The sequence below is a fragment of the Paenibacillus sp. RC84 genome, from assembly GCF_041260495.1.
Classification (GTDB): Bacteria; Bacillota; Bacilli; order Paenibacillales; family NBRC-103111; genus Paenibacillus_F.
Window position 1 is genome coordinate 378,471 of sequence record NZ_JBGBYL010000003.1, and the last position, 18,939, is coordinate 397,409.

Annotated in this window: 20 protein-coding genes; 13 read left to right on the top strand and 7 right to left on the bottom strand. The window is 55.7% G+C overall.

Going from position 1 to position 18,939, the window contains the following annotated elements:
* Positions 1–115: 115 nt before the first annotated feature.
* Positions 116–1,750 (bottom strand): glycoside hydrolase family 10-like protein, encoded by a 1,635-nt coding sequence (locus ABH899_RS09030; RefSeq protein WP_369995680.1) that lies wholly within the window; start codon positions 1,748–1,750, stop codon positions 116–118.
* A gap of 193 nt (positions 1,751–1,943) precedes the next feature.
* Here ABH899_RS09030 and hmpA point away from each other — a divergent pair, with 193 nt between their 5' ends.
* On the top strand, positions 1,944–3,176 hold the full coding sequence (gene hmpA / locus ABH899_RS09035) for an NO-inducible flavohemoprotein (RefSeq protein WP_369995682.1): 1,233 nt from the start codon (positions 1,944–1,946) through the stop codon (positions 3,174–3,176).
* Positions 3,177–3,213: 37 nt separating this feature from the next.
* On the opposite strand, the gene ABH899_RS09040 is transcribed toward hmpA, so the two are convergent.
* Positions 3,214–3,711 (bottom strand): Crp/Fnr family transcriptional regulator, encoded by a 498-nt coding sequence (locus tag ABH899_RS09040; protein WP_369995683.1) that lies wholly within the window; start codon positions 3,709–3,711, stop codon positions 3,214–3,216.
* Between the two features lie 133 nt (positions 3,712–3,844).
* On the opposite strand from ABH899_RS09040, the gene ABH899_RS09045 reads away from it, so the two are divergent.
* Positions 3,845–4,045 carry a hypothetical protein gene (locus ABH899_RS09045; protein WP_009675561.1) on the top strand — a complete coding sequence of 67 codons (201 nt, stop codon included), beginning with the start codon at positions 3,845–3,847 and terminating at the stop codon, positions 4,043–4,045.
* A gap of 136 nt (positions 4,046–4,181) precedes the next feature.
* Here the strand turns inward: ABH899_RS09045 and ABH899_RS09050 are convergent, their stop codons facing one another.
* Complete coding sequence (locus tag ABH899_RS09050) at positions 4,182–5,480, bottom strand: NCS2 family permease (RefSeq protein WP_369995977.1); 1,299 nt, start codon at positions 5,478–5,480, stop codon at positions 4,182–4,184.
* 267 nt (positions 5,481–5,747) lie between these two features.
* A complete protein-coding gene (locus tag ABH899_RS09055; protein WP_369995684.1) occupies positions 5,748–6,644 on the bottom strand; it encodes a LysR family transcriptional regulator in 897 nt (298 codons plus the stop codon).
* 174 nt (positions 6,645–6,818) lie between these two features.
* On the opposite strand from ABH899_RS09055, the gene ABH899_RS09060 reads away from it, so the two are divergent.
* On the top strand, positions 6,819–7,733 hold the full coding sequence (locus ABH899_RS09060) for an NADP-dependent oxidoreductase (protein ID WP_369995686.1): 915 nt from the start codon (positions 6,819–6,821) through the stop codon (positions 7,731–7,733).
* 355 nt (positions 7,734–8,088) lie between these two features.
* Here ABH899_RS09060 and ABH899_RS09065 read toward each other — a convergent pair whose 3' ends face one another.
* Both ABH899_RS09065 and ABH899_RS09070 read right to left on the bottom strand, forming a co-directional pair.
* Positions 8,089–8,559, bottom strand: coding sequence for a DinB family protein (locus tag ABH899_RS09065; protein ID WP_369995687.1), 471 nt, complete (start codon positions 8,557–8,559; stop codon positions 8,089–8,091).
* A 187-nt stretch (positions 8,560–8,746) separates the two neighbouring features.
* Complete coding sequence (locus ABH899_RS09070; RefSeq protein WP_009675474.1) at positions 8,747–10,231, bottom strand: aldehyde dehydrogenase family protein; 1,485 nt, start codon at positions 10,229–10,231, stop codon at positions 8,747–8,749.
* A gap of 244 nt (positions 10,232–10,475) precedes the next feature.
* Between ABH899_RS09070 and ABH899_RS09075 the strand changes: the two genes are divergently transcribed.
* The gene (locus ABH899_RS09075; RefSeq protein ID WP_218229909.1) at positions 10,476–10,631 is read left to right on the top strand and encodes a hypothetical protein; all 156 of its coding nucleotides are present in this window, start codon (positions 10,476–10,478) and stop codon (positions 10,629–10,631) included.
* Between the two features lie 106 nt (positions 10,632–10,737).
* Here ABH899_RS09075 and ABH899_RS09080 read toward each other — a convergent pair whose 3' ends face one another.
* On the bottom strand, positions 10,738–10,965 hold the full coding sequence (locus ABH899_RS09080) for a hypothetical protein (RefSeq protein ID WP_009675610.1): 228 nt from the start codon (positions 10,963–10,965) through the stop codon (positions 10,738–10,740).
* A 301-nt stretch (positions 10,966–11,266) separates the two neighbouring features.
* Between ABH899_RS09080 and ABH899_RS09085 the strand changes: the two genes are divergently transcribed.
* From ABH899_RS09085 to ABH899_RS09125, 9 genes are all read left to right on the top strand, one after another.
* The gene (locus ABH899_RS09085; protein ID WP_369995689.1) at positions 11,267–11,719 is read left to right on the top strand and encodes an NUDIX hydrolase; all 453 of its coding nucleotides are present in this window, start codon (positions 11,267–11,269) and stop codon (positions 11,717–11,719) included.
* Between the two features lie 456 nt (positions 11,720–12,175).
* Positions 12,176–12,649: a hypothetical protein gene (locus ABH899_RS09090; RefSeq protein ID WP_218229910.1), complete on the top strand. Its 474-nt coding sequence runs from the start codon at positions 12,176–12,178 to the stop codon at positions 12,647–12,649.
* Positions 12,650–12,754: 105 nt separating this feature from the next.
* Positions 12,755–14,203, top strand: coding sequence for a phage tail sheath family protein (locus ABH899_RS09095; protein WP_369995690.1), 1,449 nt, complete (start codon positions 12,755–12,757; stop codon positions 14,201–14,203).
* Positions 14,204–14,217: 14 nt separating this feature from the next.
* Positions 14,218–14,739 carry a phage major tail tube protein gene (locus tag ABH899_RS09100; RefSeq protein ID WP_042228246.1) on the top strand — a complete coding sequence of 174 codons (522 nt, stop codon included), beginning with the start codon at positions 14,218–14,220 and terminating at the stop codon, positions 14,737–14,739.
* 38 nt (positions 14,740–14,777) lie between these two features.
* A complete protein-coding gene (locus ABH899_RS09105) occupies positions 14,778–15,125 on the top strand; it encodes a phage tail assembly protein (RefSeq protein WP_369995692.1) in 348 nt (115 codons plus the stop codon).
* Between the two features lie 26 nt (positions 15,126–15,151).
* Positions 15,152–15,280, top strand: coding sequence for a hypothetical protein (locus tag ABH899_RS09110; protein WP_369995693.1), 129 nt, complete (start codon positions 15,152–15,154; stop codon positions 15,278–15,280).
* Between the two features lie 6 nt (positions 15,281–15,286).
* A complete protein-coding gene (locus ABH899_RS09115; protein ID WP_369995694.1) occupies positions 15,287–17,704 on the top strand; it encodes a phage tail tape measure protein in 2,418 nt (805 codons plus the stop codon).
* Positions 17,701–17,910 carry a tail protein X gene (locus ABH899_RS09120; RefSeq protein ID WP_218229914.1) on the top strand — a complete coding sequence of 70 codons (210 nt, stop codon included), beginning with the start codon at positions 17,701–17,703 and terminating at the stop codon, positions 17,908–17,910. Before ABH899_RS09115 ends, ABH899_RS09120 begins: the two co-directional genes overlap by 4 nt.
* Complete coding sequence (locus ABH899_RS09125; RefSeq protein ID WP_369995696.1) at positions 17,907–18,938, top strand: phage late control D family protein; 1,032 nt, start codon at positions 17,907–17,909, stop codon at positions 18,936–18,938. The genes ABH899_RS09120 and ABH899_RS09125 overlap by 4 nt, the downstream gene beginning before the upstream one ends.
* Position 18,939 lies beyond the last annotated feature (1 nt).

An 18,939-nucleotide genomic window follows, 5' to 3' on the forward strand; every position in this document is an offset into this window, starting at 1 on the left:
CCGGACGCGCGAACAGGCCGGGCGTTGGAACGAATAAGCCCCGCTTGCCGTTCCCGCCATGTTCCGTCCATAAAAATACCCCCCATCCCGGATAAGCGGATGGAGGGTATTCGTGTTACTTCGCCTTCGCGAACCTGCCCGGCACGTCGGCGGAGGCGGTCCGGCTCGTCGTGCTTTCGTTATGCAGCCGGTCCAGCGCGGTCACGACGTAACGCAGGGGCTTCCCGGCCGGGGCGGCGCGGTCGGTGAACGTCTGGGACCCGCTTCCGCCGCTGCGGACGGTGCCGATCAGGCGTGCGGCCTCGGAGCCGCTGCCTTCGGCGCGGTAGACGGCGTAGTAGGCCGGGTTCCCGCCGCCGTCGCGCCAATCCAGCCGGACGCCGTCCGCCGTGCTCTCGGCGGAGAGAGTCTTCGGCGGCTGAGGCGCCGCGCTCCCCAGCCAAGGCATGGGCGGCACCAGCGCCGGGCTGGCATACAGCTCCGTGTTCAGCCGGTCGCGGAATCCGAGCGGATTGCGGCGGATATCCTTGAGGCTGAACAGGATGCTGCCGCTGATTTTGCCGGCGCTGCGGGCGTTGAACTTGAGCTGATCCGGCAGCTCGTCGGGGTTTTGCCAGCCCGGCGGGTCCTGCTGGCCGATTTTGAAGGGCGCGTGCCCGATGTACAGCTGGACCGGCTTGCCCTCGGTTTCTTTGATCCACCAGTCGGCCAGTTTATCGTAGGCCGCCGGCTTGAAGCCGAAGTTCCAATACAGCTGCGGGGCGATATAGTCGACCCAGCCGGCGTTGATCCACGCTCTCGTATCCGCAAAAAGCGTGTCGTAATTCGTGGTGCCCGCCGTCGTTTCCGATCCGGTCGGGTCCGCATTCTGGTTGCGCCATACGCCGAACGGAGAAATGCCGAATTTAACGTAGGGCTTTTCCTTTTTGATGGCGGCATGAATGGCTTCAACGAGTCGGTTAACGTTATCCCTGCGCCAATTGGGCTTGGAGCTGAACTCCGATTTACCATATTTCTGGTAAGCGGAATCATCGGGAAAATCTTTGCCTTTCTCGGGATACGGATAAAAATAATCGTCGAGATGAACGGCGTCGATATCGTACTTCCGGACGACTTCGGTAATGCCGGCCACGACAAAATCCCTGACCTCCGGTATACCGGGGTTGTAATACTGGGTTCCCGCGTAAGCCGCCACCCAGTCGCGGTGCCTCAGAGCCGGGTGATCGGCGGCCAGCTTGCCGGCGTCTTTGGTTTTGCCGATGCGGTAGGGGTTGAACCAGGCGTGGAATTCCAGGTTGCGCTTATGCGCCTCCTCGACCATAAAGGCGAGCGGATCGTAACCGGGGGACTGGCCCTGCCTGCCCGTCAGGATATCCGACCAGGGGCCGTACTCGGACGGATAAAGAGAGTCGGCGTTGGGCTTGACCTGTACGATGACGGCGTTCATTCCCACATTCTTGGCTTCATCCAGCATGGCGATGAACTCCTGCTGTTGTTTGGCGGCGGACAGCCCTTGGCTCGACGGCCAGTCGATGTTCCAGGCCGTGGCGATCCAGACGGCCCGGAGCTGCCGGGGGGCGGATAAAGCCTGATTTTCCGCCTGTGTAATCGAACCTGCCTTGGAGCCCGCGGCGGCGCTCAGCGTTTCGGCAAGAAGCGATTTCCGGCCCCCCAGGGAGCCGGTCAGAAGCACAAGCAAGGCTGCTGTAGAGGCTAACGCGACCAGTGCGGCGATGTGCTTTTTGTTCATGAGCGAAGACATCCTCCTTGCAGGTGATACCCCATTCTATGAGGGGAAAACCGACTCTATGACGAAAAAAGCCGACGGGAGAGATGCTAGAGTGTTCACAAAGCTGCAATAAGCGGTGTGATTGGAATCACCAGGGGAAGGGGTGTGATTTTTTATACTGAGAACAAGAACGAACACGAAGGGGAGATTAATTATGCTGAAACCCGAAACGATTGAGATCATCAAGTCCACCGTACCGGTTCTGGAAGTGCACGGAAAAGCCATTACGACCCGTTTTTACGAAAAGCTGTTCGAAAGCCACCCGGAGCTGCTGAATTTGTTCAACCACGGCAACCAGAAGCAGGGGCGGCAGCAGACGGCTCTGGCCAACGCGGTGTATGCGGCCGCCGTTCATATCGACCGGCTTCATGAAATCATGCCGGCCGTCAAGGGGATCGCTCATAAGCACCGGAGTCTCGGAGTGACGCCGGAGCAGTATCCGATTGTCGGCGAGAATTTGCTCGGTGCGATCTCCGAGGTGCTGGGAGATGCGGCGACGCCGGAGATTCTCGGCGCCTGGGAAGAGGCTTACTCCGTGATCGCCGCGGCTTTTATCGGCGTGGAGACGGAAATGGCGGATGAGGCGCTCCATCAGCCGGGAGGCTGGGCGGGATTCCGCAAGTTTACGGTGCGTAGGAAAACGGCGGAAAGCGGGAACATCACGTCGTTTTACCTGGTGCCCGAGGACGGGGGAGCGCTGGCGGCTTTCGAGCCGGGTCAGTATGTGACCGTGCAGATGAAAATCCCCGGGCGGGAACATCTCGTGAACCGGCAGTACAGCTTGTCGGACCGCCCGGGACAGCCTTATTACCGGATCTCGGTGAAGAAGGAGCCGGGTGCGGATACCCGCGAGCCGGGAGTCGCATCGACTTATCTGCACGAAGCCGTTCGGGAAGGCGACACCCTTCTGCTCTCCGCTCCGGCCGGGGACTTTACGCTGAACCGTTCCGAGGATACGCCGGTCGTGCTCCTGTCCGCTGGAGTAGGCTTGACTCCGCTGATGAGCATGCTGAGAACGATTCGGGCCGAGCAGCCGGAGCGGTCCGTTGCTTTCATCCACAGCGCGGCCGACGGCGGGGTGCACGCCATGAAGGATGCGATGAAGGACGAGGGGACTGCGGCGGCGGACGAAACTTGTCTGCGTACGCATATCTGCTACACGCAGCCGACGGAAGAAGACAAAGCCGGGGGCGCCTTTCATTCGGAAGGCCGGCTGACGGCGGAGAAGCTGAAGGAGATAACGGCGGAAGCCGGCGAGCATGCCGACTATTATATTTGCGGCCCCGTATCTTTTATGCGTGACATGATCGGTTACTTGCAGAAGTCTGGCGTTCCGGCGGAATCCGTCCACTATGAATTTTTCGGGCCGTCCCTTTCCCTGCAATAAAAAAAGGGTCCGCCATGGCGGACCTTTTTCTTGGCGCTCATCGCCGCTTCCGGAGAAGCCGGTTGACCGTTTCGCGCCGCAGGCCGACGAGCTGCCCGATCTCTTCCTGGGTCAGCACATCGCCAAGCGGAATGTCCCCGACATAGCGGGCGAACCACTGCCCGAGCAGCTCGATTTTGCGGGCGGGAGTGAGCGCGGTAAGCTGATCGATGCGCTGCTGCATCGCCCTCAGCTTGTCCTGCAGCACAAAAGCGGCATCCCGGTAGCGGAGGGGATTCTCTTCAAGCCCCGCGTACCACTGCGCGGCCGGAATGACCTCGACTTCGCTTGTAATCAGGGCAATCGCGGTCCCGTGGTATTCTTTGGGCGTGAGCAGGGAATGGTGCGGAATCAGCTCGCCGGGGTTCAGAATGTTGAACAGAAACTGTTCCCCGTTCTCCTGAAGGCGAACGACTTTAAATAGACCGCTTCGGATGCGGAACAAGGGGCCTTGTTCCCCCTGCCGGAACAGCACCTCGCCTTTATGCAAAATCATCCGGGCACCCGCCTTTCTTTTTGTTCATAGAAATGTAGAAAGAATGTACCGTTTTCGCCTTGTTTCCGGTTATAATCGAGGAAGGATCTTTACAGGATACCGGAAAACCAATTTTATCGAGGTGGAAAACGTCGTGGCAACAACTTCTTTGGACGCGTTAACAACCGGCATGTTCGTAACGAGCCTGCTGCTGATCCTTTTTATCGGATCGATGGTCAGCATGAGCATCATGCGGTTTTTTCAGAAAAAGAAAGTCCAGGGGACCGTCTACCTCGTAGTCGGCCTGGCGGCCCTCGTTACGTTCATCGTCATGGCTTCGGGATGGAGTTCGTAACCGTACGGCTCCGGTTAAAAAATTCGCCTGCCCGTCTTCCCGAGAAGGAAGCGCGGACAGGCGTTTTTTTGTGCCGTACAAAAGAAGTGCGCACAGCCGGTAAACCCGGGTAAACCGGATTTGCCCGCGGCATCCGTTACTTGTTCATAACCTGCAAAATTTCGTACAGGAGAAAGAGCAGGGCAATGACGTACAGGGTCGCGGAAACCTGGCGGCCTTTACCGGCCGCTAGCTTCACGACCGGATAAGCGATAAAGCCAAACGCGATTCCGTCGACGATGCTGTAAGTCAGCGGGATCAGCGCGATCACGAGAAAAGCGGGAAACGCTTCGCTGAAATCCTCGAAAGGGATCGCTTTAATGCTGCCGAGCATAAGCGAGCCGAGGATAATCAGCACGGGCGCGATCGCGCTGTCCGGAATGGCCTGAAGCAGCGGCACCGCAAAGTAGGAGCCGAGAAAAAGCACGCCGGTAAACACGGCGGTCAGACCCGTGCGTCCGCCGGAAGCGATACCGGCCGAGCCTTCGACCGCGGATACGGCCGGACTCGAGCCGAGCAGTCCGGCGGCCGCGTTCGACACCGCCGCGGCCTGAAACGCGCGGCGGTAGGTATCCGGGCGCCCGAAGCTGGCCGTCTGGCTGTGGATCAGGCCCAGATTCTCGAAGACGATAACCATCGCCATCGAGAAGGCCGCGATCCAGAACGGAAGCGACCAGAGGCTCCCGAAGGAAAGCGCGCCGAAGACGGCGGTGGCATCGCGAAGCCCGAACCCGGGGCCCTCCGCTGCCGGGTTGACCAGGCCGAGCAGCCAGGCGACGGCGGTTCCGAACACGATGGCGATGAGGAAGCTGCCGTTCACCCCGCGGACGTAAAGCACGGCCATGAGGGCGAGCGTGAGCAGGGTGACGACCGCTTCGGGACTGCCGAGATCGCCCAGCGCGATAAACGTCGAGGTGCTCGGCACGACGATCCCGCTTTTTTGCAGGCCGATAAACGTAAGGAACAGCCCGATTCCGACCCCGATGGCTTCTTTCAGCGTATGCGGGACCGATTGCGAGATCCGCCCGGCCAGCCCCGTGAAGGCGACCAGGCAGAAGAGAAGCCCCGAGACGAAGACGGCCGCAAGCGCTTCCTGCCACGACAGCCCCATCGTATGCACGACGGTGTAGGTGAACAGGGCGTTGATTCCCATGCCCGGCACGATAACGAGCGGCGTGTTGCTCCACCAGCCGATCAGCCAGCAGCCGACGAACGAAGTGGCGATGGTGGCGATCATTCCCGCCTGAACGGGAATTCCGGCATCCGCGAGAATCGCGGAATTGACAATAATAATATAGACGCTGGTCACGAATGATACCAATCCGGCCATGAGCTCGCGGCGCACGGTCGTTCCGTGGGCTTTGAGCCCGAACCGGTGATCGAGAAAACGTACCAACATTCATCCTTCTTTCTGAAGTATCCCTCGGCCCACCCTCGAAACGCCGGGTATGTAAATCCGTATCCGTTTCGCTTGAATCATTATAACCAGAAACACCCAAGGAAGCTACCGTTATTGTGTTAGTATGGCAGCTTTCTCCCCAAAGTATCGCAGGGGCGGACAAGCTCTCTAATAGCGGCGGCATTCCATCACACCCCGGTCCGGATCGTCCTGAATAGGGAAAATGTGTAAGACGATGACAAAAAGCCCCATCGCAGCCCCGGATCAAATTTCCGTTTCCGTGCCGGCCGAAAAGTAATGACGGATGTAGTCCCGGAATTTTTGCGCGGCTTTGGACAAATAGCGCTTTTCGTGCCAGGCCAGCTGGTAAGAGCTTAAACAGACGGGGTCCGTAATCGGAATCCGCACCATCCGTGTCGTCGGCGGCTCTTCGCTGCGGTTGCAGGCGCCTACGAAGGCGACGCCTAGTCCTGCGTGGACGAGCGCCGCTTTGGCCGACGGTTCGTTGACTTCGCATGCGAAATCGGGCGTCATGCCCGCCTGCCGGAACAGCGCGTCGTCCCTTTTACGGAAGACGTGCTCTTTTTTGTACCCGATAAAAGGCTCCCCGGCCGCTTCGCTCAATGCGATGCTCGTACGGTCCGCCAACCGGTGCCCGGGAGGTACGGCCAGAAAAACTTCCTCGCTGAGGACCGGCTCCTCGACGATACCGGGCCGGCCGACCGGATAAGCGGTGAAGCAGAAATCCGCTTCCCCGCTTTCGAGCATCCCGGCCAACTCCTCCGTCGGTGCCTGCGTGAGACGCAGCCGGACATGAGGATACAGCGCAAGGAATTCGCCCAAAGGGCCTGACAGCCGGTTAAGGATCGGCGAAGCGACGGAGATGCTTCCCTGCTCCATCCCGGCCAGATCCGCGACTTCTTTACGGCCTTCTTCCAGCGCGGTGAGGGCGATCTCCGTTTTTTTCAGGAAGGCTCTCCCGAACGCGTTGAGGGTGATTTTCCGCCCTTGGCGGTCGAATAAAGGCACACCCAGATCGCCCTCGAGACGGGCGATCGTTTTGCTCAGCGCGGGCTGGGCGATGTGAAGCTCTTCGGCGGCTTTGGTCATGTGCTCGAGCCTGGCGACTGTGCGGAAGTACTGGAGCTGCAAAATTTCCATACGCCCCTCCTCTTATATACTGGGTGGAATGAGTGATATGCGGTAAGATGTATTTTTTATTAGGAGATCTCCATTATAAAATGCAGGTAAGAGAGCAGGCAACAACTGAGACACTGAGCGCCAGGCGGCCTATAAGTGCAGCACGTGCAGCCGTAGAAAGAGGAGGAAACAAGGATGAAAGCAATGGGGTTTACCAAGTTCGGCCCTCCGGAGGTTCTGGAGCCGATGGAGATTGCAGCGCCGCAGGCAGGCGAAGGGGAAGTGAGAGTGCGGGTCAAGGCGGCGGGCGTCCAGCCGGTAGATTGTGCGATACGTGCGGGATTCCGGCCCCAGGGCGTTCCCGTCTCTTTGCCTCACGTGACTGGAGGCGAGTTCGCCGGTATCGTGGATCAGACGGGGAGCGGCGTGACCGCGTTCACGCCCGGGGACGAGGTGCTCGGCTTCCGCATGCAGTACACGTATGCCGAATATGTCGTCGTCCCTCAGGATCAGCTCGTCCGGAAGCCGGACACGATGCCGTGGGAGGCGGCGGGCGGCCTGTCGGGAGCGGGGCAGACGGCCCTCACGGCGCTTGAAGAGCTGGCCGTAGGCCCCGGCGAAACGCTGCTGATCAACGGGGCCGCAGGCGGAGTGGGAACGGTTGCGGTCCAGGCCGCCCGCGCGAAGGGAGCAACCGTGATCGGAACGGCCAGCCCCGCCAACCACGACTATTTGCGCTCGATAGGGGCCATTCCGGTCACGTACGGACCGGGACTTGCCGAGCGAGTCCGGGCACTCGCGCCGGGCGGAGTGGACGCCGCTCTGGACGCGGGGGGAGCGGACGGACTGCTTGCGGCGGCGGAACTCGTTCCCGACCGGAACCGGATCGCGACGACGGTCGCCTTCGAGCTTGCCGGCGAACTCGGAGTCCGCTGGATCCGCAGCAGACGGTCGGCGGAGCGGTTGGCCGAGCTGGTTGAGCTGTATACCCGGGGACAGCTCTTCATTCACATCCGGAGAACGTTCCCTTTGAGCCAGGCCGCCGAAGCGCACAGGGAGATGGAAATCGGCCACGGCCGCGGTAAAATCGTGCTGACGATGGAAGACTGAAACCTTGGAGGCAGAGAGAAAAGCCTGTTGAAATAATCAACAGGCTTTTTCGGCGCCGGAGGACGATCTAACGAACCCGCGAAGGAGCTTTACCTATGCGGGGGCGGCTTCGAGCGGACGGATGCGCGGGGATTCACACTCCGCGCCGCGCCGTAGGGCGTGCGGAGCGGCGGCATTTGACCGCGGTTGCGCTCGACCGATCACGTCACGCAGCAAGCGCCTCACGCCGAGAGCCCCGCGCGGTGCGGAAAAACCGCAGTTGGATCGACCGACTGCCGTCACAGGGCGAATCACAGCGCGCCGGGAACTGCGCGGTACAAAAAAACGACTGAGGTATTTCCTGAAGCGGCAGGTCTCAAAGTTCTCCTTCGAGGCGCTCTTTCAACCGGACAATCTGTCCCAAGTGATGTTCCAGATGTTCTTCATAATCTTCGATGAGCCAGCGGAGCGTAACGGGTTCGTTTTCTCCGATTTTGCAGAGCAGATCCTCTTGCTCCGGGGTGACGGACGCGATAGCCCGCGCAGCCTGGCGGTTCAGGCTTCCCCACAAGCCGATGATTTCCTCAGAAGGAGTGTGCCGGTAATCCTGCAGGGCTACCCACTCGTTCTGATTGTAGGGCTGGAACACAGCAGGCTGCTCGGCATACCGGGTGGCGATAAAACGCGGCAGATTGTTCAGAGCCGAGTCGCAAAGATGACCGAGAATTTCGTTAACGGACCATTTGTCCGCTCCGGGCCGCCTCGCGAGAAGCGTTTCATTTACCGGTTCCAAAAGGGACGCAATCTCATACGTCCTGTCGTGAATTCTTGCGGCAATTTCTTTCATGGGAATACCTCCGTCGTTTGGACTGATTTCTTACTCCAGCATACAAGGAAAGATGAAATCGGGAAATTCGAAAGTTTTGATAGAATCAATCGTATATTTCGATCATTAACCGTGCCGCTCTTATTTGAAAAAAAGCTCTATCCCGCAGGGGGACAGAGCTTGACTCGGTTAAGCCGTAAAATCCGGTTCAGTTCATATTGATCCAGACGCTTTTGACTTCACAATAATTGTTCAGCGCATAGGAACCCATCTCGCGTCCGATGCCGGACTGCTTGTAGCCGCCGAACGGAGAAGCCGCGTCGAACACGTTGTAGCAGTTGACCCAGACGGTGCCCGCTCGGAGTTTGCCCGCTATGTAGTGGGCATTTTTGACGTTTTCCGTCCACAGCCCGGCGGCCAGTCCGTAATCCGTATCGTTGGCGCGGGCGATCACATCGTCCAGATCCTCGAAAGGCAGGGCCGTGACGACGGGCCCGAATATTTCTTCTTTGGCGATAGTCATGCTGTCCTGAACGCCGGCAAAAACCGTCGGTGCCACGAAATAGCCTTCCTCGAACGGATTCGTCCCTCCCGTCAGCAGCTCGGCGCCTTCCTCCAGGCCGCGCTCGATATAGCCGAGCACCCGGTTCTGCTGCTCCTCGGACACAAGCGGCCCGATCTGGGTGTCGGGGCTGAGGCCCGCGCCCTGCTTGAGCTTGCGGGAATACAGCACCAGGTCGGCGACGACGTTGTCGAACATCTTCTTCTGGATGAACAGGCGGGAGCCCGCGCAGCAGACCTGCCCCTGGTTGAACATAATCCCCGAAAGCGCCCCCGGAATGGCCCGGGACAAATCGGCGTCGGGGAGGATGATGTTCGGGGATTTCCCGCCCAGCTCCAGCGTTACCCGCTTCAGACGGTCGGCAGCCTGGCGCATGATCGAGCGGCCGACTTCCGTGGAGCCGGTGAAGGCGATCTTGTCGACCTGCGGGTGGTTGACGAGCGCCTGGCCCGCCGTTTCGCCGTAGCCCGGCACGATGTTGACCACGCCCGGCGGGAAGCCCGCTTCCTGGATCAGCCCGGCGAGATAGAGGGCCGAGAGCGGCGTCTGCTCGGCCGGCTTGAGCACGACGGTGCAGCCGGAAGCCAGCGCGGCGCCGAGCTTCCACATCGCCATGAGCAGGGGGAAGTTCCACGGGATAATCTGTCCGACCACTCCGACCGGCTCATGCCGCGTGTAGTTGAAGTACCCGCCGCTGACGGGGATCGTCTGGCCGACGATTTTCGTGGACCAGCCGGCGAAGTAGCGGAGATGCTCGACGGCCAGCGGCAGATCGGCGGCGCGCGTCTCCGCGATCGGCTTGCCGTTGTCGAGCGTTTCGAGCTGGGCAAGCTCCTCCAAGTTGTCTTCGACGAGATCGGCCAGCCGGTAAATAAGCCGGCTCCGTTCCGCGGCGCTTAACCCGGGCCAGGGGCCTTCGTCGAAAGCGCGTCTGGCGGCTTTAACGGCCAGATCGATATCTTCCTCGGTCGCTTCGCTCACGACCGCCAAAATATCGCCCGTTGCCGGGTTCGGGGTCGTGAAGGTGCTCCCGTAAACGGAATCGACGAATTCTCCGTCGATGAAAAGCCGCTTCGTTCCGTTCAGGAACCGCTGAATTTTGGGTCGGACTGTTAGGGTCAGTTCGTTCATTTCACACTGCCTCCTTAGGAAAGGTATCATGCTCGGCTCAGCTCGCATAGCTTGTCATCCGTGATATTGTATCTATATCAAACTAGCGCGGAAAATATGACAGAAGTCTTGCAAAGTTCCCGGGTCTATCCCGCCGAGCAGCGAACATGATAAAATAATGAGACCCTCGTTAGAAGGGAAGGGAAGACAGCCGGCCTGACGGCGGGCGTGCAAAAGATTTGCCGGGGAAAGGGAGGTTGGGATCATGCTGCTCAGCCGGGATCAGAAAGAGCTTATTTTGGCGGTGTTGAAGAAGGAAAATAAACGGATGCTTTCGGGCCATAAAGGGCCGCTGCTTAAAAAGACCATCGCCGATTTCGAACAGGCGCTCCGCAATGAAGCGATTAACGAAAAGCGTTAAGCGGGTGAAAATTTCCGAGTAGGGAAACAACAAAAAAGATCCCGGACGGGATCTTTTTCGCGGGGCCGTATGTAAGAGGCCGGCTCAACTATTCGTGATTGAGTTTTTAATAAAGAGACAAGGCAAGCGTATCGCTTTCGCGGCGGGAGTGCAGAATCGCTTCCGTTCCCTCGATTTCGATGGAGATAAGGTTCTCCAGACACGTCTTTACAGCGCGTTTTCCGTTGTTCCACTTCGCTTCCAGGGCAATTTTCAATAGGCTTAATGCTTTTTTGCTCGCTTCTGTATAAAAGACGGGTATTTTTTGATTGTTAAATACGATAATGGTTTTCATGTGATTTCTACCTCCTGTAAGATAGATCAATCTTTGAAAATAGTATAAATTACGAATATTAAAGGAAACTTAAAAAAACGATAGATTTTTCAATTTTTTTTTGGAAACGATCAACCTCCGACACAGAATGTTTGAAATTTAAGGGGAAAAGCGTTTGTTTTCATAAATTTAAAGTCAAAAATTAGGAGTTTGCAGGTCAATCCGCAAAGATCCACTTACTACTAAACCGTTTTTCATAATATGAAACGAAATATGTTTCAGAAAAGTTTTGCTTAATGTTCAATTCCGTGGAGGTTTTAAAATGAGAACACCTATATTTTACGGTTCCGTTCATGTTTTTCTGTCCCGCAATGGGGAAACGCTTCTATTAAAGAGAAAAAATACGGGGTTCGCGGACGGGAAGTGGAGTGTCGTAGCCGGAAGAATCGACGGCGGAGAAGAAGTGAAAGCCGCCGCCATACGGGAAGCGAAGGAAGAGGCGGGAATTGACATCCGGCCCGAGGATCTGGAAATCACCGGCATTATGCACCGCAAAAACACGAATTCGGAGTGGATCGACTTTTTCTTGAGGGCGCGCGGCTGGCAGGGCGAGATCGGCAACATGGAGCCTCATAAGTGCGAAGAGCTCCGCTGGTTCCCGGAAAACGCGCTTCCCGCCGAAATGGTGCCCTATGTGCGCGAGGCCCTTTTGAACCGGCAGGAGAGCCTGTGGTTCGAGAGCTTCGGCTGGGCGGGCGATCCTGTGCAGGTATAATTTAATGGGGGAGCTCACTAAGGGGATGCCGCTTGGTTCAGGTTTCATTGTGGGGGCTTGATGACCGGCAGGCTGGAGGACATCCTTACCCGATAAAATTACTTTAAAAAAGCTATGCTTTTGTTGTTTGTTTTTTATGGGAAAATCATGTGTTAGTTGCTTCAGAGTCAGGTATATTTATAACATAGGAAATCGAGAGAGACACACGAACACCGGAAAACACTCCAATCAGCAGCCATCGGCTTTTATAGCCCGGCTGCTTTTTTATTTCACCGGATCATCCGAAGCTCTCTCGGTTGCCTGACCCGAAAATCCCCCCGTAACCGCCCAGCCGGTGACGACGGATTTTTTTAATGATTGAAAGGAGGCGGTGAATACGAAAACAAACCGCGATAAAAGGAGGCGGCCGCATCGGCCGGAGAACGCCAACAGCTGCATCCGTGGAGGTGAAGCCCGGTGAGTACGAACATTCTGCTCCAGACGCTCAAAAGCTTCGTGGAACAATCGGTGCGGGACACCGGGGCGGGCGAACGGCCCGTGACCGTCCATGTCGGCTGGCTTCCCGGAGCCGAAAGGTTTCCGCCGGCCAAGCCGGACGAACCCGCGGAACTGCTGCCGGATAGCTTATTTCCTTTTGTGCTGCTCCGGGCGGTAGAAGGGGAAGACGGGAATGAAGAAGGGTCCGTCCGGGTCCGGCTTCATTTCGGAACTTCCTCGACCGATCCGTTCGGCTATGCGGACGTGCTGAATCTGATCGAGAAAGTACGCCAGGCCGTTCTTAAGAAGGAAATCATCGGCGGGATGTTCGAGCTTCAGCGTCCGCTGAAATGGAAACTCGCCAATACGCAGGCTTACCCGCAGTGGACGGCCGAAATGGTGACCGAATGGAACGTGCCGTCGCCGGTACGCGAGGATCTGATCTACGACTAAATCGTAGGGAAGCTAAATAGCCGCAGCAGCTTCAGGTTTTAACGTGTAAGGATTAAGAGTTCTACCTAAACCAATTTGTTCACATTCGAAGGGAGATTATTAACTATGTCAGAACGTCACGGTATTTATACAAGTGAGGTGCCTTTCTCGGTCATGACCCCGGTATCCCCGCAGGCGACCATTCCGGTCGTATTCGGTACGGCGCCCGTTCATCTGTCCAAACTGGCCGCAGCGCCGGTGAATACGCCGGTCCTTTGCAAAAGCTGGGACGAGGCAGTAGATGCTTTCGGCTACTCGGAGGACTGGGAGTCTTACACGCTGAGCGAATTCATGTACTCGCATTTCCGCTTGTACAAGCAGGCGCCGGTTGTGCTGATCAACGTTCTCGATCCGGCCGAACACAAAACGTCCGCCGCTCCGTCCGAAGCGGTTGTGACAGCGGGAATGGCCGTACTGAGCGCCGAGGGTATTTTGCCTTCCAGCGTAACGGTTCAATCCGCAGACGGTACGACGACTTACAACAAAGAGAAAGATTACACGCTGGCTTTTGATAAAAAAGGCCGTCTGATGCTTTCCGCTGTGAAAGGCGGTGCTATCAGCCCCGCCGCAACAGCGCTCAAAGTCGGCTATGACAAGCTGGACCGCTCCAAAGTGACGGCGGCCGATCTGATCGGCGGTACGGACGCGGCTACCGGCGAAGTGACCGGGCTGGATCTGATCAAGCAGGTTTTCCCGCGTTTCCAGCTCATTCCGACGCTTGTCCTGGCTCCGGGCTTCTCTCACGATCCGCAAGTCGCATCCGTTCTGGCCGCTAAAGCGGAAAGCATCAACGGTCATTTCAAAGCGATGGCGCTGACGGATCTGCCTGCCGACCGTCCGTTCACCGACCTTGCCGTTTTCAAGAAAGAAAACGGGTATGCCAGCGAGCGCCAGATCGCCGCTTATCCGAACGTGACCAAGGACGGCCGTACGTACCGCTTCTCTACGCACCTGGCCGGCGTCATGTGCCGGACCGATCTGGAAAGCGATGGCGTGCCGCACCGCTCGCCGTCCAACAAGCTGCTCCAAGCCGACGGAACGGTTCTGGACAACGGCACCGAGCTTCCTCTTGGACCGGACGAAGCCGAATATTTGAACAATCAAGGCATCTTCACCGCGCTGAACTTTGTCGGAGGCTGGAAGACATGGGGCAACCGCACGGCCGCTTTCCCGGAAATTACGGACCCGCAGAATGCGTTTATTCCGGTCCGCCGCATGTTCGACTGGATCCAAAATTCGGTCATCCTGACGTACTGGAAGCATGTCGATGATCCTGCCAACAAACGTCTGGTTGAATCCGTGACGGATTCCCTGAACATCTGGATGAACGGTCTTCAGGCGAGCGGTTATATCCTCGGAGGCCGAGTGGAGTTTATCAAAGAAGAGAATCCCGCAGCCGATCTGATGAACGGCAAGCTGAAGTTCCACATTTTCGTTACACCGCCGAGCCCGGCTCAGGAAATCCAGTTCAAAATCGAATATGATGCGCAGTATCTCGGCGCCATCCAATCCTAAGGAGGAATTTCACAATGGCTAAACAAGTACGCGATAAAATTGTAGGGTATACGGTATATAAGAACGGCAGTCAGTTTCTGGGAGTAGCGACCGTTGAACTGCCCAGCCTCGAATATCTTTCCGAATCCGTAAAAGGTGCGGGCATCGCGGGTGAAGTCGAGAGCCCGACGATCGGCCAATTCGGTCCGATGACCTGTTCGCTGACCTGGAATACGATGGACCCGGCCGCTCTGGAGCTTCTTGCTCCCGAAGCGCATGCGCTCGATTTCCGCGCTTCCCAGCAGTCCTATAATACGGCGACCGGTATTTACGCAACCGAAGGCGCCAAGATTACGGTCCGCGCTTTCCCTAAAACAGGTACGCTGGGCAGCCTCGAAGTCGGTGCGGCGATGGAAGGCTCTACCGAGTTTGAAGTCGTTTACCTGAAAGTGTCCGTAGGCGGCAAAGTCATGCTGGAAGTGGACAAATTCAACTACATTTTTGTCGTAAACGGCAAAGATCAGCTCGCATCCGTCCGCGCGGATCTCGCACTTTAATTCCAATCCATCCGATATCCGAAGGGAGAAATTAATCCATGTCCGAAAATAAAACCAAAACTCCAGCCGCAGAAGCAGGTCAAACCGAAACGGTCGATGAGCGTGTCTATAAGCTCAGTCGGCCGTTTACTTTTGAGGGAACCGAATATACCGAGCTGCTGCTCGATTTCGACAGCTTGACGGGCGGAGACCTGCTCTCTTGCGAGGGACAAATGAACACGATGTCCTCCGGAAACGAAGTCGTGCCAGTAAAGCAAATTTCTCAGGCGTATCAAGCCTTGGTAGCCGCCCGCGCGGCCAAAGTCCCCGTGGATCTGATCAAGGCGCTTCCCGGCAAGGATTTCTCCAAAATTATTGTCAGGGCACAAAATTTTTTGCTGGGCTAGGGATGGGCAGAGAAGGGGGACGCACCTTGCGCAAGCTGGTGGCTTCCTTCTCGGTTGCCACCAAGACGCCCATTCCTTACTGGCTCAGTCTTCCGGTAGCCGAGCTGCTGGAATGGACGGAGCCGATACAGGAGGTAACCGCGAAAAGGGGGTGAGACTAGATGGCGAATGGAACTAATCTTCCGGCGACAGTAAATTTTCAGTTGGATACGGCCTCCGTGGCGAACGTCACAAAAATGGTGAAAGATGTCCAATATACACTTCAACAGTTAGTTGTCGTTAATATTCCACCTGATCTGTTAAAGCCGCTTCGTGAAGACGTGAAAGAAACCGATTCTGCATTTAAGAAAGCTAAGAAGACTTTTGACAGTTTTTCCAATGGACTTAAGACTATAAAAGGCATTCAGACTTCTTTCATGAACGTTGTCACTAAAATCGATGAATTTAATGTAGCCATGAAGCAAGTTCAAGCATCCACAGGAGTCAGTAAAACCGAGATGGTTGAGCTGGAGGCTTCAGCGAAAGCTTTGTATAAGCAAAATCTCGGAGGTACCTGGAATGAGCTTGCAGGCTCACTATCCACCGTTAAACAGCTGACTAATCAACAAGGTGCCGCTTTACAGGAAACGACTAAAAACGCGATTGTCTTTAAAGACGTATTCGGAAAAGATGTAAAATCTTCCGCCGCTTCCGCGGAATATATGATGAATGATTTCGGTATTACGAGTACAGAAGCCTATAACTTGTTTGCTCAGGGCGCGCAGAAGGGGCTGGAGAAATCCGGAAACCTTTTGGATTCCGTGAATAAATACGGAGCCTATTTTAAAACGATGGGATTCTCCGCCGATCAAATGTTCAATACCTTCGGTTTGGGAACAAAGCTGGGCGCATCCGGGTTAGATACTGTCGGCGGTGCCATGAAAGAGTTTAGTATAAACTCAACAAGTGGAAGCAAAGATAGCGTTGCGGCATTTAAAGCCCTTAACATGGATGCTAAGAGTATGACCCAAGTTTTCTCGAAAGGCGGTCCGGAAGCTCAAGCCGCTTTCAATAAAGTAGCAGCTTCCCTTGCCGCAATTAAAGATCCGATGAAACGTAATGAAATCGGCATTAAATTGTTCGGTTCTTCCTTTAAAGGACTGCAGCAGGATGTGCTTATGGCTATGGGCTCGGCAAGAAGTGAATTTGATATGACCAAAAATACGATGGCCCAGCTTTCTACTGTGAAATATGACACATTAGGTAATGCTTTTGGAATGGTAGGCAGACAACTTTTTGTTGAGATTATACAGCCTATTCAAAATATGGCCATGCCTGTATTATCACAGTTTGCAGATGCTCTTATCATTGCCATTCCGGCTGTAAAAACGGCGATTAACGAAGTATTTAACACGGTCATGACTATGGGACCTCAAATTGGTTCATTTATTACCGGTTTTCTTGAAGAGCATCAAAAAGCCATCCTCGGGGTTGCTGGGGTTCTAACCTTGGTTTTCGGACCTGCTCTAGTCAAAACGGGCTTGCAAGCTTTATCAGCAGGTTATCAAGTTGTCACAACCTTTGTCAAAAGCATTGTGAAAGCGGGCCTTGAGTCGGTTGTTGCGGCTGGCAAAATGACAGGGACTATTATAGTAGCCATGTATAATTTCGCTGCTCAGGGCTGGAAATCTGCGCTGGCGTTAGGAAAGAACACTATCGCATTATTGAAAAACGTGGCAGTCATGGCAGTTTTTAAGGCTCAGCAAATAGCTACAACTGTCATATTGTGGGGGATGGCCGCCGCCCAAAATGGAGTGAACTTAGCTTTTCTAGCTAATCCTATTACATTGGTCGTAATCGGATTAGTGGCCTTAGTAGCAGCGGGAATTGCCCTTTATAAAAACTGGGATACGGTGAAAGCGAAAGCGTATGATCTGTGGACTGCCATGAAGGGCACATTCGGAAGCATAGGAGCTTTTTTCAGTAATCTCTGGACGGATATAAAAAACGGGGCAATTGATGGAATGAATTTCATCATTGATACCATCAATTCAGGCATCTCAAAATTAAACGGTTTGAGCATTAATGTACCTAGTTGGCTCGGGGGTGGAACTTTCGGGATGAATATCCCGACGATTCAGACTATCGCAAAGGGTTCTTCTTCCCAAGGAACCACAAATAAAGGTAATCCGGGTTCCGGAACAGGCTCTCCCTCTCAAGGATATACGTTTAAAGGTTATCCGCTTATCGGGACAGGCTATTCCCCCAAAGGAACCTCATTTAACGGTTACGCTTATGGCGGGATTGTCTCGAGTCCCGAGCTCGCTTGGATCGGCGAAGGAGGAGACCGCGAGGTCATCATTCCGATCAACAATTCGGACCGCAGCCGCGGATTGTATGCGGCCGCAGGCCGGATGTTGGGCGTTTCGCCTGCCGGAGGTTCGTCCGGAAGCGGGGCCTTTGTTTTTAACCCCTCCTATAACTTCTACGGAAATGCCGATCAGGCGGCTGTCCAGCAGATGGAGCAGAGAACGAGACGGGATTTCGAAAGAGAGTTCAACACCTATTTACGTCAAAAAGCGCGGGTGAGCTTTGTATGATTTACACCACAATTCAAGGAGATACCTGGGATGGGCTCTCTTATCAGTTTTACGGGAGCGAGCGGTTTATGCCGCTCCTCTTGAATTTTAACGAGAAACATGCGGATATCGTCGTTTTTCCGGCCGGCATCACACTTGAAATTCCGCCTAAACCGGCCCAGTCGTCGGATACGCTCCCACCTTGGAAAAGGAGGGATCCCGTATGAACGACGTATTGGACGCAAGAAGGGCGGAGCTGGTCATCGAGTACAACGGGAAAGATATCACCCAATCCTTGGCAGATTCTCTTGTGGATTTTACGTACAATGATGCGGCGCCGGGATCGCTCGACGATCTTCAACTTTCGCTTGAGGACAGGCTGCAAAATTGGCAGGGGCCCTGGTCACCGTCAGCTGGAGATACGATCAAGGCTGAAATCAGGACCTTTGGCTGGAGTTATCCGGGAGAAGAACAGAAGCTTCCCTGCGGGACGTTTGAAGTCGATTCCTTCGATTTCGGAGGTCCGCCGGACACCGTAAGCATTAAGGCTGTTTCGCTGCCCGTCGATTCCGGCATCCGTCAGGAAAAGCGCACGAAAGCGTGGGAAAACGTCACCCTGCGCACGCTGGCTGGCGATGTGGCACGAGCGGCCGGACTGACGCTGTTCTATTCGGCTGACGTCAATCCTTCCTATGAGAGGCTGGAACAGGCCGATCAGTCCGATTTGGGCTTTTTGAACGAGCAGGCCATGAAAGAAGGAATTGCGGTAAAAGTGTCCGAAGGCCAGCTCGTCATGTTCGATGAGGCGGAGTATGAGAAAAAAGATCCGGCGCTGACCCTCGTCCGCGGAGAAGACGCCGTGGCGAGTCACAAGTTCGGCTGGAGCACGGCTTATACCGCTTACCGGGCCTGCGAGGTCACCTATTCGGACTCCGTGAAAAACAAAACTTATCAGGCCCTGTACGTGCCTCCGGGCGCTCCGGCGGAAGGACCCGTGCTGAAAATAAACGAACAGGTCGATTCCGAGGCGGCGGCTATGCGTCTTGCGGCCAAAAGCTTGCGCGAGAAGAACAAAGAAGCCGGAAAAGCGAGCCTCTCCTTGTCCGGGGATGTCCGCATGGCTTCCGGGGTCACCCTTCTTCTTCAGGGATGGAACCGGTTCGACGGTAAATACCTGATCGAGAGTGCAAGCCACAAAGTGGGCAGCGGCGGCTACACGACCGATATTGAAATCCGAAAAGTACTGGGGTGGTGAG

Bases quoted from the DNA above. Each gene is read 5' to 3' on its own strand.
- ABH899_RS09030 (WP_369995680.1), bottom strand. From the start codon at position 1,750: ATGAACAAAAAGCACATCGCCGCACTGGTCGCGTTAGCCTCTACAGCA.
- hmpA (WP_369995682.1), top strand. From the start codon at position 1,944: ATGCTGAAACCCGAAACGATTGAGATCATCAAGTCCACCGTACCGGTT.
- ABH899_RS09040 (WP_369995683.1), bottom strand. From the start codon at position 3,711: ATGATTTTGCATAAAGGCGAGGTGCTGTTCCGGCAGGGGGAACAAGGC.
- ABH899_RS09055 (WP_369995684.1), bottom strand. From the start codon at position 6,644: ATGGAAATTTTGCAGCTCCAGTACTTCCGCACAGTCGCCAGGCTCGAG.
- ABH899_RS09060 (WP_369995686.1), top strand. From the start codon at position 6,819: ATGAAAGCAATGGGGTTTACCAAGTTCGGCCCTCCGGAGGTTCTGGAG.
- ABH899_RS09065 (WP_369995687.1), bottom strand. From the start codon at position 8,559: ATGAAAGAAATTGCCGCAAGAATTCACGACAGGACGTATGAGATTGCG.
- ABH899_RS09070 (WP_009675474.1), bottom strand. From the start codon at position 10,231: ATGAACGAACTGACCCTAACAGTCCGACCCAAAATTCAGCGGTTCCTG.
- ABH899_RS09075 (WP_218229909.1), top strand. From the start codon at position 10,476: ATGCTGCTCAGCCGGGATCAGAAAGAGCTTATTTTGGCGGTGTTGAAG.
- ABH899_RS09080 (WP_009675610.1), bottom strand. From the start codon at position 10,965: ATGAAAACCATTATCGTATTTAACAATCAAAAAATACCCGTCTTTTAT.
- ABH899_RS09085 (WP_369995689.1), top strand. From the start codon at position 11,267: ATGAGAACACCTATATTTTACGGTTCCGTTCATGTTTTTCTGTCCCGC.
- ABH899_RS09095 (WP_369995690.1), top strand. From the start codon at position 12,755: ATGTCAGAACGTCACGGTATTTATACAAGTGAGGTGCCTTTCTCGGTC.
- ABH899_RS09100 (WP_042228246.1), top strand. From the start codon at position 14,218: ATGGCTAAACAAGTACGCGATAAAATTGTAGGGTATACGGTATATAAG.
- ABH899_RS09105 (WP_369995692.1), top strand. From the start codon at position 14,778: ATGTCCGAAAATAAAACCAAAACTCCAGCCGCAGAAGCAGGTCAAACC.
- ABH899_RS09115 (WP_369995694.1), top strand. From the start codon at position 15,287: ATGGCGAATGGAACTAATCTTCCGGCGACAGTAAATTTTCAGTTGGAT.
- ABH899_RS09120 (WP_218229914.1), top strand. From the start codon at position 17,701: ATGATTTACACCACAATTCAAGGAGATACCTGGGATGGGCTCTCTTAT.
- ABH899_RS09125 (WP_369995696.1), top strand. From the start codon at position 17,907: ATGAACGACGTATTGGACGCAAGAAGGGCGGAGCTGGTCATCGAGTAC.